The 18264-nt window shown below is 53.7% G+C and carries 16 protein-coding genes; 10 read left to right on the top strand and 6 right to left on the bottom strand.

What is annotated here, in order from left to right; genetic code table 11:
- Window positions 1–13: 13 nt before the first annotated feature.
- The 5 genes from glyS to HGO41_RS11565 all read right to left on the bottom strand — a co-directional run bounded on the left by glyS (window position 14) and on the right by HGO41_RS11565 (window position 5755).
- On the bottom strand, window positions 14–2083 hold the full coding sequence (gene glyS, locus HGO41_RS11585; protein WP_250981040.1) for a glycine--tRNA ligase subunit beta: 2070 nt from the start codon (window positions 2081–2083) through the stop codon (window positions 14–16).
- Between the two features lie 7 nt (window positions 2084–2090).
- Window positions 2091–3026, bottom strand: a complete 936-nt coding sequence (gene glyQ / locus HGO41_RS11580; protein WP_037033860.1) for a glycine--tRNA ligase subunit alpha — start codon at window positions 3024–3026, stop codon at window positions 2091–2093.
- Window positions 3027–3147: 121 nt separating this feature from the next.
- A complete protein-coding gene (locus HGO41_RS11575) occupies window positions 3148–3432 on the bottom strand; it encodes a type II toxin-antitoxin system RelE family toxin (protein ID WP_013573377.1) in 285 nt (94 codons plus the stop codon).
- On the bottom strand, window positions 3422–3670 hold the full coding sequence (locus tag HGO41_RS11570) for a type II toxin-antitoxin system Phd/YefM family antitoxin (RefSeq protein ID WP_013573376.1): 249 nt from the start codon (window positions 3668–3670) through the stop codon (window positions 3422–3424). The genes HGO41_RS11575 and HGO41_RS11570 overlap by 11 nt, the downstream gene beginning before the upstream one ends.
- Window positions 3671–3748: 78 nt before the next feature.
- A complete protein-coding gene (locus tag HGO41_RS11565) occupies window positions 3749–5755 on the bottom strand; it encodes an autotransporter outer membrane beta-barrel domain-containing protein (protein WP_119261062.1) in 2007 nt (668 codons plus the stop codon).
- A gap of 190 nt (window positions 5756–5945) precedes the next feature.
- Here HGO41_RS11565 and HGO41_RS11560 point away from each other — a divergent pair, with 190 nt between their 5' ends.
- The 10 genes from HGO41_RS11560 to ghrB all read left to right on the top strand — a co-directional run bounded on the left by HGO41_RS11560 (window position 5946) and on the right by ghrB (window position 16940).
- On the top strand, window positions 5946–6518 hold the full coding sequence (locus HGO41_RS11560) for a DNA-3-methyladenine glycosylase I (protein ID WP_037033862.1): 573 nt from the start codon (window positions 5946–5948) through the stop codon (window positions 6516–6518).
- Complete coding sequence (locus HGO41_RS11555) at window positions 6515–6958, top strand: N-acetyltransferase (RefSeq protein WP_013573373.1); 444 nt, start codon at window positions 6515–6517, stop codon at window positions 6956–6958. Before HGO41_RS11560 ends, HGO41_RS11555 begins: the two co-directional genes overlap by 4 nt.
- A gap of 221 nt (window positions 6959–7179) precedes the next feature.
- A complete protein-coding gene (locus HGO41_RS11550; RefSeq protein ID WP_037033864.1) occupies window positions 7180–7842 on the top strand; it encodes an OmpA family lipoprotein in 663 nt (220 codons plus the stop codon).
- Between the two features lie 103 nt (window positions 7843–7945).
- The gene (locus HGO41_RS11545) at window positions 7946–8953 is read left to right on the top strand and encodes a LacI family DNA-binding transcriptional regulator (RefSeq protein WP_014411432.1); all 1008 of its coding nucleotides are present in this window, start codon (window positions 7946–7948) and stop codon (window positions 8951–8953) included.
- 140 nt (window positions 8954–9093) lie between these two features.
- Window positions 9094–11220 carry an alpha-galactosidase gene (locus tag HGO41_RS11540; RefSeq protein ID WP_250981039.1) on the top strand — a complete coding sequence of 709 codons (2127 nt, stop codon included), beginning with the start codon at window positions 9094–9096 and terminating at the stop codon, window positions 11218–11220.
- Between the two features lie 58 nt (window positions 11221–11278).
- Window positions 11279–12565: an MFS transporter gene (locus HGO41_RS11535; RefSeq protein WP_112197566.1), complete on the top strand. Its 1287-nt coding sequence runs from the start codon at window positions 11279–11281 to the stop codon at window positions 12563–12565.
- Between the two features lie 67 nt (window positions 12566–12632).
- Window positions 12633–13667, top strand: coding sequence for a LacI family DNA-binding transcriptional regulator (locus HGO41_RS11530; RefSeq protein ID WP_013573368.1), 1035 nt, complete (start codon window positions 12633–12635; stop codon window positions 13665–13667).
- Between the two features lie 213 nt (window positions 13668–13880).
- A complete protein-coding gene (locus HGO41_RS11525) occupies window positions 13881–14630 on the top strand; it encodes a sugar phosphate isomerase/epimerase family protein (protein WP_037033869.1) in 750 nt (249 codons plus the stop codon).
- 43 nt (window positions 14631–14673) lie between these two features.
- On the top strand, window positions 14674–15966 hold the full coding sequence (locus HGO41_RS11520) for an MFS transporter (protein ID WP_112152000.1): 1293 nt from the start codon (window positions 14674–14676) through the stop codon (window positions 15964–15966).
- Window positions 15963–16940, top strand: coding sequence for a glyoxylate/hydroxypyruvate reductase GhrB (ghrB, locus tag HGO41_RS11515; RefSeq protein WP_153376198.1), 978 nt, complete (start codon window positions 15963–15965; stop codon window positions 16938–16940). Before HGO41_RS11520 ends, ghrB begins: the two co-directional genes overlap by 4 nt.
- 67 nt (window positions 16941–17007) lie before the next feature.
- Here the strand turns inward: ghrB and HGO41_RS11510 are convergent, their stop codons facing one another.
- Entirely contained in the window at window positions 17008–18219 is a 1212-nt protein-coding gene (locus HGO41_RS11510; RefSeq protein ID WP_250981038.1) for a hypothetical protein, read from the bottom strand.
- Window positions 18220–18264: the final 45 nt, after the last annotated feature.

Genomic DNA, 18264 nt, shown 5'->3' with positions numbered 1-18264 from the left:
GCAAAAACTTAACTTACTGAAGCAGCGAAATATCCGCCACCTGCAGGAACAACTCCCGCAGTTTGGAGAGCAGCGTCAGGCGGTTGATACGCACCGCTTCGTTCTCATCCATCACCATCACGGTATCAAAGAACGTATCGACGGTTTCACGCAATGCAGCCAGTTCCACCAGCGCTTCTTTGTACTGACCGGCGGCAAACAGCGGTTCCAGCTTGTCGCGCAGAACCACCAGATGCGTCGCCAGTTTCAGCTCAGCAGGTTCTTTCAGTACGGACGCGTGGACGTGATCCAGCAGAACATCCGTGGATTTCGCCAGAATGTTGGACACACGCTTGTTGGCCGCCGCCAGCGTGGCCGCTTCATCCAGCGTACGGAAGTAGCTCACCGCTTTCACGCGCGCATCGAAATCAGCCGGTTTGGTCGGACGACGTGCCAGCACAGCCTGAATGGTATCAACTGCGTGACCTTCTTCCTGATACCACGCGCGGAAACGACCGAGCATGAAATCAACCACATCATCTACTACCTTCTCGTTAGTCAGCTTGTCGCCGTACAGACGCACCGCTTCTTCGGTCAGGGTTTGCAGATCAAGTGGCAGATTTTTCTCAACGATAATACGCAGAACACCCAGCGCGGCACGGCGCAGTGCGAACGGGTCTTTGTCGCCTTTCGGATGTTGACCGATGCCAAAAATACCGGCCAGGGTGTCCATCTTGTCAGCGATTGCCAGCGCGCACGCTACCAGCGAAGCCGGTAACTCGTCGCCCGCAAAGCGTGGCTGATATTGCTCGTTCAGCGCAACCGCGACTTCTTCCTGCTCGCCGTCGTGACGTGCATAATGCATGCCCATCACGCCCTGCGTGTCGGTGAACTCGAAGACCATGTTGGTCATCAGGTCACATTTAGACAGCAGACCGGCGCGTTTTGCGTTCTCAACGTTGGCACCGATTTTCTCAGCGATCCAGCCAGACAGCGCCTGAATACGGTCGGTTTTGTCGCGCAGCGTACCCAGTTGCTTCTGGAACAATACGGTTTCCAGACGCGGCAGGTTATCTTCGAGACGTTTCTTGCGGTCGGTATTGAAGAAGAATTCGGCATCGGCCAGACGCGGACGCACCACTTTCTCGTTACCGGAAATGATTTGCTGCGGATCTTTCGATTCGATGTTGGCGACAAAGATGAAGTTCGGCAGAAGTTTGCCTGCGGCGTCGTACACCGGGAAATACTTCTGGTCGCCTTTCATGGTGTAAACCAGCGCTTCAGCCGGAACAGCCAGGAATTTCTCTTCGAATTTCGCGGTCAGCACCACCGGCCATTCAACCAGAGACGCGACTTCTTCCAGCAGACTTTCACTCAGATCAGCGATACCGCCAATTTCTTTTGCCGCTTTTTCCGCGTCACGTTTGATCAGCGCTTTACGCTGCTCGTAATCGGCAATGACTTTGCCGCGTTCCAGCAGAATTTGCGGATACTGATCGGCATTATCAATCGTGAATTCAGGCTCGCCCATGAAGCGGTGACCGCGAAGAGTGCGGGCAGAATCGATACCGAGAATTTTCGCCGGGATCAGCTCATCGCCTAACAGCAGGGTGACAGTATGCACCGGACGCACGAACTGCACGTCGGAATCGCCCCAGCGCATCAGTTTAGGAATTGGCAGTTTAGACAGTGACGTGGCGATCATCGCAGGCAGCAGTTGTTGCGCGCTTTCACCTTTGACGTGCGCACGGTAAACCAGCCATTCGCCTTTGTCAGTGACCAGACGATCGGCCTGATCAACGGTGATACCGCAACCGCGAGCCCAGCCTTCAGCGGCTTTGCTCGGTTTGCCTTCGGCATCAAATGCCTGCGCCACAGCCGGGCCGCGTTTTTCAACTTCGCGGTCAGCCTGGGATTCATGCAGACCAGAGACTTTCAGCGCCAGACGGCGCGGTGCGGCAAACCATTTTACGTCGCCGTGAGGCAGATTCGCCGCATCCAGCTCCGCAGTCAGGTTAGCGGCAAAAGATTCAGCAAGGCTGCGCAGAGCCTTCGGTGGCAGTTCTTCCGTGCCGATTTCCACCAAAAAAGTTTTATCAGTCATGGATGGCTCACTCATTCTCTAGTTTCGGATGATCATCGTTCTTTTTGCACATCGGGAAGCCCAGCACTTCGCGGGAAGCGTAATACGCCTCAGCTACCGCTTTAGTCAGGGTACGGATGCGCAGAATGTAGCGCTGACGTTCAGTCACAGAAATCGCTTTACGCGCGTCGAGCAGGTTGAAGCAATGGGCCGCTTTCAGGATGCGCTCGTAAGCAGGCAGTGCCAGTGGCTTTTCGAGCGCCAGCAGGGTTTGCGCTTCTTTCTCGTGCTGTTCAAAACAGGTGAACAAGAAATCGACGTCGGCGTATTCAAAGTTATACGTCGATTGTTCCACTTCGTTCTGATGGAACACGTCGCCGTAGGTGGTTTTACCCAGCGGACCGTTGCTCCACACCAGATCGTACACGCTGTCCACGCCCTGGATGTACATCGCCAGACGTTCCAGACCGTAAGTGATTTCGCCGGTTACCGGTTTACATTCCAGGCCCCCGACCTGCTGGAAGTAAGTGAACTGCGTCACTTCCATGCCGTTCAGCCACACTTCCCAGCCAAGACCCCAGGCGCCGAGCGTCGGGTTTTCCCAGTTGTCTTCAACGAAGCGGATATCGTGGATCAGCGGATCAAGACCCAGCTCTTTCAGTGAGCCGAGGTACAGCTCCTGAATGTTTTCCGGTGAAGGTTTGATCATCACCTGGAACTGATAATAGTGCTGCAGACGGTTCGGGTTCTCGCCGTAGCGGCCGTCGGTCGGACGGCGTGATGGCTGAACATAGGCTGCCGCAAAAGGCTCAGGGCCGAGTGCGCGCAGACTGGTCATCGGGTGCGAGGTCCCCGCGCCGACTTCCATATCCAGCGGTTGAACAATGGTGCAGCCCTGCTGCGCCCAATAATCTTGCAGTGTCAGGATCAGGCCCTGAAATGTCTTGGTATCAAACTTTTGCATGTTGGATTCGCACGCGAGAAAGTGGGTGTAAAGAGAGTGCGACAGTATACCCGCTGCACGGAAGATAATCAGCCAGAATGACACATCAGTTCAGCCGGATTTGCTTTCGGGACGCCAGTATTTAGCGCTTCTCAGCCAGTTTATACGCTTCGTTGCCTTCGCGTTTACCCACCGCGACAACGGTCACGATGATTTCCTGATCTTCTACCTGATACACCAGGCGATAACCAAGACTCTTTAATTTGATTTTATAGCGGTTATTTTTGGGGCCACATAAGCGGGCAGAAACCACGTGAGGATTCTCCAGCCGCTCGGCCAGTTTCTTTTTAAATTGCTCCTTGATCGTTGGGGCAAGTGCTTTCCATTCTTTTAAAGCTGATTTGAAAAAATTGAGTTTATAAGTCATCCAGTGTCAGCCTAATCCTTTCTTCACCCTGCCGCGCATCCATTATGCGGTTCAATTCAACGTCTTCTGCAAGACTCAGAAAATAGGCGTAAACATCGGGCGGAACGCAATAAAAAGCGGGCTCGTTACGATTGAGTATCGCCACCGCTTCGCCTTCGCCTGCACTAAATGTTCCCATCGGGTCGCGTTTTAGTTCAGTAATACTGGCGGCTGAGGAAGTGAGTATTTCAAACGGCATAGTTTTTCTCCTTTTTTCATACTATGCCGTCAGTATAGCTTTTAAAGACATCATTTAAAGCACTCTTAATAATATCTTTTAAAACCGCGCACTCAGCCCGGCGTTGTAGGAGGTTTGTTCGCCGGAATCCAGTCCGGTGGTTTGTGAAATAGCCGCAAATGCTGAAATGCTGTGGGTGATTTGCACGTTTAAGCCTGCGGTCATATCCACCCAGTCGTCGTCCTGTTCGCCGGTGGTGCGGCTGAACCGCGTGCGGGTGGATTTGATCGCGCCGGTGGTGGTGTAGGTTTTATCGCCAAACTGGCGGTCATAGGTGACCTGCGCATACGGATTGACGATGCCGAGTTCGGCATTCACCCGCCAGCCGAGCGCACCGATTTGTGAATGAGAAGTCTGATCGCCAAAACGCATCGAGGTACTGTTGTTGCCCTTCTCGCTGTAACCTTCAACACTGCTGTAATCCCAGCTGTATTGCGCCACCGGCCCGGTTTTCAGCACCGGCAGAACCGGGAAGTCCCAGCCTGCGGTGACGCGTCCGCCGATCTGTTTGCCGTCCGTTTCACCGCGCTCCGTCCGGGTGGTAGGCCCGAGCGTAATGCGGCGTTTGATATCGTCATAATTGAGCGAGCCGTAGTGCACATCGCCGTTGATCCAGCCATTTTCGGCGATTTTAATGCCGGTGAAGGCGGTCGCCATCCAGCCGCGCGTACGGTAGCTGTAATGATCTGTCGGATCGTCTTTATCATCGGAGCCGGAAAGCATAAGCCCCATCATCCAGCGATCGGTCATCTGATAATCCATGCCGATATTCAGCGAGTTAGCCGTCAGGTCGCCATCACCCAGCCCCATCGACGGGCTGAATTTGCTGTCCGCACTTTGCCCGGCATAACCGCCAAACATGCCGAAGGTTCCCGCATCGTTATCCTGCGTACGCAACTGCTGATAACGGCTGTCGAGCAAGCCTTGTGTATTTCGCGCCAGCGCCAGTGAACCCTGACTCAGCGCAGAAGCTTCCAGCGGGCCGTCGAGCACCGACTGCATATATTGCGCAATCAGCGCGTGCGCCTGAGGCGTCGGGTGGAAATGGTCAGAAAACAGGAAAGCTTTGCTGCTGTCGAAACCCGGCAGATTCGAAGTACATTCCGAGGCGGATGTCCCGACCGGACAGGCCGTACCGGCAGTATTGGCAAAACCGTACCGCGCCGGATCGGCAACCACTTCGTTGAACAGCCCGTTGATATCCACGCGTGCAATATTGCCGCCGGTTTTCGCCAGCGCGATATCTTCGGTGGTGTTGTAGGTGTCGGTCAGGCCGCCCGCCACGTCTTTCAGCGCGTCATACGCGGCCGCCAGCCCTTTGGCGATCACGTCCTGTACCAGCGGAATGCCCGAGCCTTTCGCCGCAGCGGCCGCCAGCGCATTGTGAATGGCCTCGGTGCGGGCATCGGCATCCGGCGTATTTTGTGCATTCAAATACTGATACGCCGCTGCCAGCGCCTGTTGCTGCACCGGCAGCAATCCGACCTGGATCACGCCTTCCATCAGCACCGGTGTCAGACCGATATTCGGCACCGTCGGCACCACAACCGTGCCAGCACCGGCTTTCAGTAAATCGTTCACCTGTGAGGCCGCCTGCGTCGCGCTGTTGGTGGCAATTTCGACCGCCGTAACCGGATTCAGGCTCAGCGCCGCAGCGGCCAGATCGTTGCCGCCAATCCAGTGAACATACAGCCCGTTCGGATCGGCTTTGCCGCCGGTCGACGTCAGATAGCTTTTAACCTGATCCTGGGTGGTGTAATCAGAATCCAGCCCCGGCACCGCCACACCGCCACCTTCGGCATAGTTCAGGCCGCCTTTTGAAGAAGGAGCTAAGGTTGTGCCGATGTTGTTCGCCAAGATCTCGTCATAAAGCGGATGCGTGCTGCTGTCGAAGGTCCAGCGACCAATGTTACCGGTGTCGCTCAGGCTGTCGCCGAACACATAAAGCTGGTCAAAAGCCTTCGCGGGAGCCTGTAAACCGAGGCACAGTGCCACGGCAAATGCTCCCTGAGAGAGTCGTAAAATCGACGAATTCTTGCCTGCCATAACGGTGATTTCCCTCAATAATGACGCTCAACGCAAGGATTAAACGTAAGGATTACGTAATGATTGGCTTTAAATATTGTTCAGATCCGACCAGCGTCAAGGTGGGGATTTAGAAATTGCGACGTTGCAGAGTTATCCGAGAAGCCACACACTGACACCACGCATTTAAGCCTCTTATAAGGACGACAGAATGGCGACTACCCGATGCAACTGGGTTTCGAAAGAACCGATTTACCTCGAGTATCACGATAAAGAATGGGGCGTGCCGGTTAAAGATGGCCGCGAATTGTTTGAAATGTTGTGTCTGGAAGGCCAGCAGGCCGGTCTGTCGTGGATCACCGTGCTGAGAAAACGCGAAAACTATCGCCAGAATTTTCATCACTTCGACCCGGTGCGCATTGCGAAAATGACCGATGACGACGTGGAGCGGCTGGTGCTCGACGCCGGGATCATCCGCCATCGTGGCAAAATCAAAGCCATTATCGGCAACGCACAGGCGTATCTGGCGATGCAGGCCGGTGGCGAAGACTTCTCTGAATTCATCTGGAATTTTGTTGGCGGCCAACCGGTCATCAATAATCCGCTTGGCCCGGAAGGGGTTCCGGCGACCACCGCCGTATCCGATGCCATGTCCAAGGCGCTGAAAAAGAAAGGCTTTAAGTTTACCGGCTCGACAATTTGTTATGCCTTTATGCAGGCGGCCGGGCTGGTGAACGATCATCAGTCATATTGCTTCTGCCATCCGGCGAATCAGCCGTCATGATCCGTGCAGCGCGGCCCGCCGACACCGAAGCCATTCTGATGCTCTGGCTGCGCAGTTCTTTGCTTTCACACGCGTTCATCGCCGAATCCTACTGGATTGAAAGCCTGCAAATGGTCAGAGAAGATTTTCTGCCCAAAGCCAGAACCTGGGTCGATTGCGACGAAGATGATCAGGTTTGCGGATTTATCAGCGTGATGAATCAGCAGTTTATCGGTGCGCTGTTTGTAGAAGCCTCACACTACGGCGATGGCACCGCGCAGCGTCTGATGGCGGCGGCAAAGGAGGAATATCCGGTGCTGCTGCTGGAGGTTTACCAACAAAATGATCGCGCCGTCTCGTTCTATCGCAAGGAAAATTTTGAGATAACCGCGAACACCCGCCATCCCGGCACGGATATGCCAACGTACATTCTGCGCTGGCATCATCCCCTTTCTGAATAAGTTCCAAAAATCCGTAAAAATACAAAAACGGATATCCGGAATTCTCCTACTGCTTAACGTGCCGAAATTGCGCATAAAGAGCGCCAGAACGCCGCAGGACTGATGTCCTCCCGTTGCATTTGTTTATGTTTTGACACCTTTTTCTGTGCAACTTGTCAGAAAGCGCGAAGTCATAATGCAGCGATGAAGTTCTGAATAATAAACATCCTGAAGGAAATAAGATGAGCAAAAGATTAGTTGTGGTTGCGGGCGTACTTTGCGCCACCCTGGGCCTGTCGGCCTGTACCACTAACCCTTACACCGGCGAATCAGAAGCAGGGAAATCCGGCATTGGCGCAGGTCTTGGGGCCGCGCTCGGCGCAGGCGTCGGTATGCTGTCTTCTTCTAAACACGACCGCGGCAAAGGCGCGCTGATCGGTGCCGCAGCCGGTGCCGCACTGGGCGGCGGTGCAGGTTATTACATGGATGTGCAGGAAGCTAAACTGCGCGACAAAATGAAAGGTACCGGCGTCAGCGTGACCCGTCAGGGCGATAACATCGTGCTGAATATGCCGAACAACGTCACCTTCGACACCAACAGCAGTACGCTGAAACCGGCAGGCGCTAACACGCTGACCGGCGTGGCGATGGTACTGAAAGAGTATCCGAAAACCGCCGTCAACGTGATCGGTTACACCGACAGCACCGGCACCCGCGCGCTCAACATGAAACTGTCGCAGCAACGTGCTGACGGCGTGGGCAGTGCGCTGATTACACAAGGTGTTGAAGGCAGCCGCGTACACACCACCGGCGCCGGCCCGGATAATCCGATTGCCAGCAACAGCACCGAAGCCGGGAAAGCGCAAAACCGTCGTGTAGAAATCACGCTAAGTCCGTTGCAGTAAACTCTGAATATCCTTATTCATCACGGGGCCTTATGGCCCCGTTTTGTCTGGCATGTGATATTCTCCCGCAATGTGTCTCCTCAACGGCGTTACGGGTGTCAGTATGTCTCTGAAAGCTATCGCGAAAGATCTCGGTATTTCCGTGACCACCGTCAGCCGCGCGCTGAACGGTTACGATGACGTTTCAGCAGAGACCAAAGCCCGTGTTCAGGCGGCGGCAAATGTGCGCGGTTACCGCCCCAACACCCTCGCCCGCCGGTTGAAAATGGGCAAGATCGACGCCGTTGGCCTCATTTTTCCCTTCACTTCCCACCCTTTAAGTAATTCTGCTTTTATCGAAATGGTCGGTTGTATCACCCGTGAACTGGCCAAACATGAAATCGACCTGTTACTGGTGCCGGATGAACTGGGCACCTTTTCGTGGCGGCGTCTGATTGAAAGCAAACGCGTCGATGCCATGCTGGTGGCGCATACGCTTGATAACGACCCTCGCCTGCTGGATTTGCAGCAACGCAATTTCCCGTTCCTGGCACTGGGCCGCAGCGGTTGCCTGACGCAGGACTACGCCTGGTTTGATTTCGATAACCGCGCCGGTATGCAGATGGCGGTCGATCATCTCGCCGCACTCGGCCATCAGCGCATCGCGTTTCTTGGCGAAAATAATCAGCAATCGTTTATCGGACAGCGTTATCAGGGGTATCTCGACGGGTTGCAGGTCAACGCCCTGCCGGAAAACCCGGACTACATGCATAAAATCAGCCCAAGCCGTCGCGCCGGTTATCAGACCACGCAGGCATTGCTGGCGCTACCGGTACCGCCAACGGCGATTGTCTGCGACTGCAATATGCACGGCGAAGGCGCAGCACTGGCGTTACATGAAGCCGGTTTACTGCTCAGTGGCGGTATATCACTCATCATTTTTGACGGATTACCCCGTGACAGCGTGCCGGATGTGGCGGTGACCGCAGTCCGCCAGGGCACCCGCGAAGCGGTCGGTTTGCAAATCGCCACCATGACAATGTCGCTGATCCGCAACGAGCCACTGAAAGATTTACAGGTTCTCTGGCAGCCTGAACTGCAGGCGGGCGTTACCGCACATCCACCACGCTGATACTTCCCCTTTCGGTTATTTTTCCACCCTATATCACAAATCTGACGATTTACATTTCCCATCCGAAACGTTTCGGATCAATAGTTACTCCACCTGATCGCGTCTTATCAGCGCAAATCTTTGTTTGGAGCAGCGACTATATGGAAAACCAGATTGTTCATTTAACCGGCGGGAATACCAGCCTGATCGTGCGTTGCATGCCTTACGCCGAAATTCTTTACTGGGGAAACCGCCTCAGCCAGTTTTCAGCGAATGACATTATTTCGCTGAGCCGCGCGGTGCCCAATGGCCGGATTGATGTCGAAGCGCCGGTGAATGTCAGTGCCGACTCAGGGCGCGGTTCATTCGGCACACCGGGCATGGAAGGCCATCGCGACGGGCTGGACTGGTCGCCGGTATTCAATACCACGCAGGTAAAGCACGATGAAAACCAGCTCACCATTACCACCGAAGACCCGATCGCCGGACTGCAATTTCGCAGCGAGTTACGCCTCGATAACAGCGGCGTTTTGCAGGCACGTAACAGCCTGACCAACCTCAAACCCGGCACGTATCAGGTGACGCGACTGGCCGTGACGCTGCCGCTGCCGGAACGCGCCGCCGAAGTGATGGCCTTTCATGGCCGCTGGATCAAAGAATTCCAGCCGCACCGCACACGGCTGGATCACGGCGGCATCATTCAGGAAAACCGTCGCGGCAAAACCTCTTCCGAATATTTTCCGGCGATGATGATCGGTCATCCGGGTTTCAGCGAAGAACAGGGCGAAGTCTGGGGAATGCATCTGGGGTGGAGCGGCAACCACAGGCTGCGCGCCGACATCAAAATCGACGGCCGCCGTCTGGTGCAAGCCGAAGCGTTGTATCTCCCCGGTGAGCAACGACTCGGGCAAGGCGAAACTCTGGAAACGCCCTGGCTGTATGCCAGTTATTCAGCCAGCGGCCTGAACCGCATGAGTCAGCAATTCCACCAGTTTGTGCGTGAACAGATTTTGCGCTTCCCGACAGAAAAACCGCGGCCGGTGCTTCTCAATACCTGGGAAGGGATTTATTTCGATCACGATCCTGACTACATCATGCAGATGGCGACCGAATCCGCCGCGTTAGGCGTGGAACGCTTCATTATCGACGACGGCTGGTTCCGTGGCCGCGACCACGACCGCGCCGCACTCGGTGACTGGTATCTCGACGAGAAGAAATACCCGAACGGCCTGAAACCGGTGATCGACCATGTAAAAAAACTCGGTATGGAATTTGGCATCTGGGTCGAGCCGGAAATGATTAACCCGGATTCCGATTTATACCGCGCCCACCCTGACTGGCTGCTGGCGTTGCCGGGCTATCAGCAACCGAGCGGACGTCACCAGTTCGTGCTCGATCTGAACAATCCGCAGGTCTTTGATTATCTGCTGGAACGCATGAGCTGGCTGCTTGGCGAGCACGACGTCGATTATGTGAAATGGGACATGAACCGTGAAATTGTCCAGCCCGGCCATGAAGGCCGCGCGGCACTGACGTCACAAACGCAGCAGTTTTACCGCCTGCTCGACGCGCTGGGCGAACGGTTCCCGCAGATTGAGTTTGAATCCTGCGCGTCCGGCGGGGGTCGCATTGACTTCGAGGTGCTCAAACGCAGCCACCGTTTCTGGACATCCGACAATAACGACGCGCTGGAGCGGCAGAAAATTCAGCGCGGCATGAGCTATTTCTTCCCGCCGGAAGTGATGGGGTCGCACATCGGCAACAAGCTGTGCCATGCCACCTCACGCCAGCACAGCATTGAATTTCGCGGCCTGACGGCGCTGTTCGGTCACATGGGGATTGAGCTGGATCCGGTGAAAGAAGGCGATACCGAACGCGCCGGTTTTGCGAAATACACCCGCCTTCATCAACAACTTCGCCCGTTATTACACAGCGGCGACGTTTACCGCGTGGATACACACGACGAGACGGTGCTGATCAATGGCGTGGTCAGTGAAAGCGCCGATCGCGCGGTATTCCTGGTCAGCCAACTGGCGATGCCCACCTGGTCGTTACCCGGTGTGTTGCGGGTGCCGGGGCTAAGACCTGATGCGCGTTATCGCGTGACGGTGCTGGATGAACCGCCATTGCTGGCGGGCGGCGGCAGCGGTCACACCATGCGCGTACAACCGGCGTGGCTGCATGAATCTCCGGTATTGAGCGGCGAATGGCTGGCAAATGCCGGGCTGGCACTGCCGGTGTTGGATCCGGAAAGTGCCCTGCTGCTGGGCTTCGAAGAAATCAGATAACAACAAAAAACGCCGGTACGTGAGTGCCGGTTTTCATGGTTTCGGCAAGGAAATCACTATGAACTCTACACAAACCTCCGATCGTTGCTTCTACAAAAACAATACTAATTTCTGGATATTTGGCAGCTATTTCTTCCTGTATTTCTTCATCATGGCGACCTGTTATCCGTTTTTACCGATCTGGCTTTCTGATGTGATCGGCCTGAGTAAGACGGAAACCGGTATCGTGTTCTCCAGCATGTCGTTGTTTGCCATTCTGTTTCAGCCGATTTTCGGCATCATTTCAGACAAGCTCGGCCTGAAGAAGCATCTTCTGTGGGTCATCGCCGTGCTGCTGTTCCTGTTTGCGCCATTCTTCATTTACGTCTTCGCGCCGTTGTTAAAACTGAATATTGTGCTCGGTGCCATTCTCGGCGGCGCCTATATCGGTTTCGTCTTCGCGGGCGGTTCGGGCGCGACTGAGGCGTATATCGAAAGAGTGAGCCGCAACAGTTCGTTTGAATACGGTAAGGCGCGGATGTTCGGCTGTTTCGGCTGGGGGATTTGCGCCTCGACGGCGGGTGTGCTGTTTAATATCAACCCGGATATCGTGTTCTGGATGGGTTCCGGGGCCGCAATCATTTTGATGATTTTGCTGCTGATTGCCCGTCCACAGGAAAACAAAAACGCACAGGTTTTGGATAAACTCGGTGCCAATCAGCCGCAATTCTCGCTGAAAACGGCGGCAATGTTGCTGAAAGAGCGCAAACTGTGGATGCTGATTTTGTATGTCATCGGCGTGGCCTGTGTGTATGACGTGTTCGATCAGCAGTTCGCGACGTTCTTCAAAACTTTCTTCGCGTCGCCACAGCAGGGCACGGAAATGTTCGGCTACGTCACCACCGCCGGTGAGTTGTGTAACGCACTGATTATGTTCTGTTCTCCGTGGATCATTAACCGCATCGGCGCGAAAAACACCTTGCTGCTGGCAGGTACGATTATGTCGATCCGCATTGTCGGTTCGTCATTTGCCACCACGGCGGTTGAAGTGATTTTGCTGAAGATGCTGCACGCGCTGGAAGTACCGTTCCTGCTGGTTGGCGTGTTCAAATACATCACGCAGATTTTTGATGTCCGGTTCTCGGCGACCATTTATCTGATCGGGTTTAACTTTGCCAAACAACTGGCGGCGATTTTCCTTTCGGCCTTCGCGGGCAGTTTGTATGACCGTATCGGATTCAGTGATACTTATCTGATCCTCGGCGGTATTGCCTTTGGCGTGACGATCATTTCCGCGTTTACCCTGAGCAGCAGGCCGAAGCCTGAAGCGGTTTCCGGGGTGCAAACGGCAGAAGGTTTGCGCTGACTTGCGGATGCAGTCTTTCAGCACTCTGTGCTAGTCTCCGTGGGATGAGCAAGAAGGGAGAAAGGCTGTGAGCAAAAAACAGGAACCGGGCGCTGCGGTTCGCGCCACGATACGTGACGTCGCCAGTGCCGCCAAAACCGGTAAAACCAGCGTTTCACGTTATCTCAACGGTGAACAACACCTGCTGTCCGATTCGCTGAAAGAGCGCATCGGACGGGCGATCTCCCTGCTCGATTATCAGCCCAGCCAGATGGCACGTAGCCTGAAAAGCGGGCAAACGCGGCTAATCGGGCTGATCCTCGCTGATATCACCAACCCGTATTCTGTCGATGTGATGCGTGGCGTTGAAGCCGCCTGCCGTCAGGAAGGGCTGACGCTGCTGGTGTGTAACACCAATAACGAGCTGGATCAGGAAAAGCATTACCTGCAATTACTCAGCAGTTATCGCGTCGATGGCATTGTGGTGAATGCCGTCGGGATGCGCGAGGCGGCGATTTCTACGCTGCAACAGGCCAATTTACCCATGGTGCTGATTGACCGTAAAGTGGCGAATTTCGCCTGCGACGTGATCGGACTTAACAACGTGGAAGCCACTCAGATGATGACCGGTCATCTTCTGGAGCAGGGTTTTGAAGCCCTGCTTTTCATCAGCGAACCCGCCAATATAAACACCCGCTTTGACCGCTTACACACCTTTCTGAAATGCATGCAGCAATCTCCGCAGTATATTGCCGAACAGGGTGAAATTGAGCTGAGTAATACCGGAGGGCTGGATAATCTGCTGAAGGACTTTGTGGCACGGCACGCGGATAAACACAAAGCGGTGATGTGTGTGAACGGCGCACTGACGCTACAGGTTGCACGCGCTATGCAGCGGCTGAATCTGCGCTGGGGGCCGGACATCGGTTTATCCGGCTTTGACGAACTGGTGTGGGCAGAACTGGCGGGCGTCGGCATTACGACGCTGAAGCAGCCGACTTACGACATGGGCGTGGCGGCGCTCAGACAACTGGTGACCCGCATTCAGGGCAATACTGAGCCAGTTAAAGACCTGGAGTTTTCCGGCGAACTCATTGCGCGCGGTTCTACAGCAGCGCGCTGATCCCTCTTCTTCCCCCTGAACCTGCCCGTTCTTCGTGAGCGGGATCATATTTTTGCGCTTTTGTCCTGTCGATTGGAACCGGTTCCAATTAGGTTGTATAAAACGAAACAAAACGTTAACAACGGCTCGACCTGTCATTTGTTCCACTAAAATAAGGTTTCGGAAATGATTGCCTGCGCCAGATTACAGGGCGCTTTCACAGGATAAGTATTCATGAAAAGAGAAATCGTCATTGTTACCGCAGCCTACGGCAACAGCGTGGTAAAAGCCCGCGGCGGCCAGGCGGAGCTGCTTTCAGTGATTGCTGATGCTAAGGCCGACGGTGTGGAAATTCGTCGCGAATTGTTCACTGCCGGAGAACTGGATTCGTTGCCAGCGCTGGCAGAAAAAATTAAAAGTCATGGATTGTTTGCGGTGTATTCCGTGCCGTTTCCGCTGTTTTCAGCCGGTGGCAAGCTTAATTCTGATGCATCACAATATTTTGAAGAGGCGCGCATTCTCAATGCCCGCACCATTAAGTTTTCTCTCGGCGAATTTATGCCGGGCCAGGATCTGACCCCGCTGAAGGTTGTGCTGGCGTCAAGCCCGGTGAAGCTGGTGGTTGAGAATGACCAGTCGCCGGATTGCGGCATTCTTTCACGCATTAACGCTTTTATGTTTGCTGCTGAGTCGCTGCATCTGCCGTTAAGCATGACGTTCGACATGGCCAACTGGCTGTGGGTCGGACAGGATCCGGCCGTGGCCGCTGAGCGTCTGGCGCGTCATGTGGGTTATGTGCATGTCAAAGCTGCACAAAAACGTAGCGGAAAATGGCATGCCGTCGCGCTCGATGACAGCGATGGCAGTTGGGAACCTTTATTGAAAAGCCTGCCTCAGGATGTGCCACGCGGTATCGAATTCCCGCTTGAGGGTGATGATCTGACCGCGGTGACGCGCCATTACGTAGAACTGTTACGTCAGTAAGCGCCGTCGGGACCGTGCTGATGCACTATCAGGAGAAACAGTTATGAACCAGTCCAGGATCGCCACCCGCCGCTGGTGGTACATCATGCCGATCGTGTTCATCACTTACAGTCTGGCGTATGTCGACCGCTCGAACTTCAGTTTTGCCTCAGCGGCCGGTATCAACAACGATTTGGGCATTACCAAAGGGATGTCGTCCCTGTTGGGTGCACTGTTTTTTTTGGGCTATTTCTTCTTCCAGATCCCCGGCACGATTTACGCCGAACGCCGCAGTGTTAAGAAACTGATTTTCTGGTGTTTATTGCTTTGGGGGGGATTCGCCTCTTTAACCGGCGTGGTAACCAACATTCCGATGCTGGCAGTGATCCGCTTCGCCCTCGGCGTGGTGGAAGCTGCCGTGATGCCCGCCATGCTGGTGTATATCAGCAACTGGTTCACCAAATCCGAGCGTTCCCGTGCTAACACCTTTCTGATCCTCGGCAATCCGGTGACAGTGTTGTGGATGTCGGTGCTTTCCGGCTATCTGATCAAATCCTTTGGCTGGCGCGAGATGTTTATCTTCGAAGGCATTCCGGCGGTGATCTGGGCGGTTATCTGGTGGTTTACCGTCAAAGATAAACCTGAACAAGTCAGCTGGCTGAGCGACCAGGAGAAACAGGCGCTGGCCGCACAACTGGAAAAAGAGCAGAAAGACATTCAGGCGGTGGGCGGTTACCGGGAAGCCTTCCGCTCGCGCAATGTGGTGCTGCTTTGCCTGCAATATTTCTTCTGGAGCATTGGCGTGTATGGCTTTGTGCTCTGGCTGCCGTCGATTTTGCGCGACGGCAAATCAATGGGCATGGTCGAAGCGGGCTGGTTATCTTCCGCCCCTTATCTGGCCGCCACTATCGCCATGATCCTGGTGTCCTGGGCATCGGACAAAATGCAAAACCGTAAGTTGTTTGTCTGGCCGTTATTGCTGGTGGCCGCGCTGGCGTTCTTTGGTTCATGGGCCGCTGGCACAAACAATTTCTGGCTTTCGTACAGTTTACTGGTGGTTGCGGCTGCGGCAATGTATGCCCCGTACGGGCCGTTCTTCGCCATTATTCCTGAAATGCTGCCCAAAAATGTGTCCGGTGGCGCGATGGCTTTGATTAACAGCCTCGGCGCACTGGGCTCATTCTTTGGCTCCTGGTTTGTCGGCTATCTCAACGGCAATACGGGCAGTCCGGCAGCCTCATTTATTTTCATGGCCGTGTCGTTACTGGTTTCCGCAGGTTTAACCCTGCTGGTGAGACCGCGAAAGGCCAACATTCAGCCGAAAGAAGTTTCCTTAACCCAAGGGAGTAAGTCATGAAGCCGTCTATCGTTTTATATAAAAAATTACCCGCCGACCTGCATCAGCGTCTTGAAGAGCATTTCACCATCACTGAATTTGATGGCATTACGGATAAGAACCGTGCTCAGGTGTTTGATGCGCTGCAAAACGCCGAAGGGTTACTGGGTTCTGGCGGGAAAATTGATAAAGAACTTTTCGACCATGCACAGCGCCTGCGTGCGGTTTCTACCATTTCCGTCGGTTATGATAATTTCGATGTGGCAGAACTGACCCGCCGCGAAATCCCGATGATGCATACTCCGACGGCGCTGACCGATACCGTCGCTGACACGGTGATGGCACTGGTGCTCTCTACCGCCCGCCGCGTGGTAAATGTGGCCGAGCGCGTAAAAGCCGGTGAATGGAATGAAAACATTGGCGAAGACTGGTTCGGCATTGATGTTCACCATAAAACCATGGGCATCGTCGGCATGGGCCGTATCGGTCTGGCGCTGGCGCAACGTGCGCATTTCGGTTTCGACATGCCGATTTTGTACAATGCACGCAGCCAGCATAAAGAAGCGGAAGAGAAGTTTGGCGCGCGTAAATGCGAGCTGGATGAGCTGCTGAAAGAGTCTGATTTCGTCTGTATCTTGCTGCCAATGACCGAACAAACCTTCCATCTGATCGGTAAGGAAGAGCTGGCGAAGATGAAATCCAGCGCGATTTTGATCAGCGCAGGTCGTGGCCCGGTTATCGATGAACCAGCCCTGATCGAAGCGCTGAAAGCCGGTACGATTTATGGTGCTGGTATGGACGTGTTCGAGACTGAGCCGCTGCCAAAAGATTCTCCGCTGCTGAGCCTGCCAAACGTGGTGGCGCTGCCACATATCGGCTCTGCGACTCATGAAACCCGCTACGATATGGCGGCCTGCGCAGTGGATAACCTGATCGCCGCACTCAGGGGTGACGTGAAACAGTTCTGCGTGAACCCGGAAGTTCTGAAGAAGTAAGATAAAGAATGGGCGAGACCGGTCCGGGCGCAATCCTGCGGCCGGTCTCCCGATTATTTTCGAAGGGTCAGAGGTATTTCATTAATATCTCTCTGATTTTCCCGTCAGCTTTTCTTGCATATATTTCCTTGTTAAACGCATGAAGACTGCTTTTCAGCGCCAGCGTCGGGGCATCGTCGGGTGCCAGAAGCTTAAAGGAAAGGCTGCCAGTAAAGGCTTTTCTTCCGGCGACCATCGACTTAAATTTGTTGAGCAATTCTTCGCCCCCCAGTTCACGGGCACGGGTCTTCAATCCTTTAATAAGAGGGTCTTTCCAGGTTTGCTTGTCGTAATAAGGTAACCGCTTTTTCAGTGACAAATAATCGGAAAGGCTTTGATCGCCCGACATCATGCCAGTCTTGCTGATACTGGTCAGATTTTTAAACGTCGTGCCGGGAATGGTTTGGGTAATAACGATATGTACTTTTTTCTTTCCCGTACCGCGGGAGAAGCCGTGGCACTGGAATATATTTTCGTCTTGCATGGTTGAATAGTGACATTCAGAAAACAAATCATTATAAATTGACCCTGATAAGGAACCTTTGAGGTTTTTCAGTAATCGTTCAATACTCCCTTTTTCCCTGCACACCAGGACATAAGCTGAATTATTCAGCAAGCCACTGTCTTCTATCAATGAATTAATAATAAAAATCTGAGCACAGGTTGTCACGGTATCAGAACTTAAATAGGCAAGATATAAGCTACAATTTGCCGGCATCGATAAGTTATAACCGTCCAGTAATTTAATGATTTCCTGTTTTGCTGATTTTTGTATATTGATAACTTCCTGCTCAGGCATGGGTAAATAACCCATCGATTTCTTAGCGAATCCAAGGCTCTGGACAATGATGTTTTCGAAGCACAGACTCAACAGGGCAGCTTTATAATCACGATCAGATGAAGCCGCACCTCGGGTGACATCCATTTCATCAATGAGAATAACGGTGTTGCATGTGATTATGTCCAGCTGATAGAAAAAATCAGCCAGCACTGTCGATAATACATCGGGAGACAGGAGACTGTAGGGCGTCACAATAATTACCGGGTCATCATAATCCAATTTTTTACCCGGACTGAACACTTCCTTTCCCTGCATATTAATATGTCTTGTTTTGGCATTCACCGTAATTAATGCCCCCTCAGCCTGGGTGCTCCGCGCGATGTCTTTTATTTTCTTTCCCAGCGCATGGTCTCCTCCGCCTGCCGTGAAAGTATTCAGTATAAGTATGCTTCTTTTCATTTTATCAACCTGATATATATATTCTTAAACATAATTATGCCAAGA

Source organism: Rahnella sp. CG8, assembly GCF_023701875.1.
Lineage (GTDB): Bacteria > Pseudomonadota > Gammaproteobacteria > Enterobacterales > Enterobacteriaceae > Rahnella > Rahnella aceris.
This window is presented reverse-complemented; position numbering and strand designations above follow the sequence as displayed.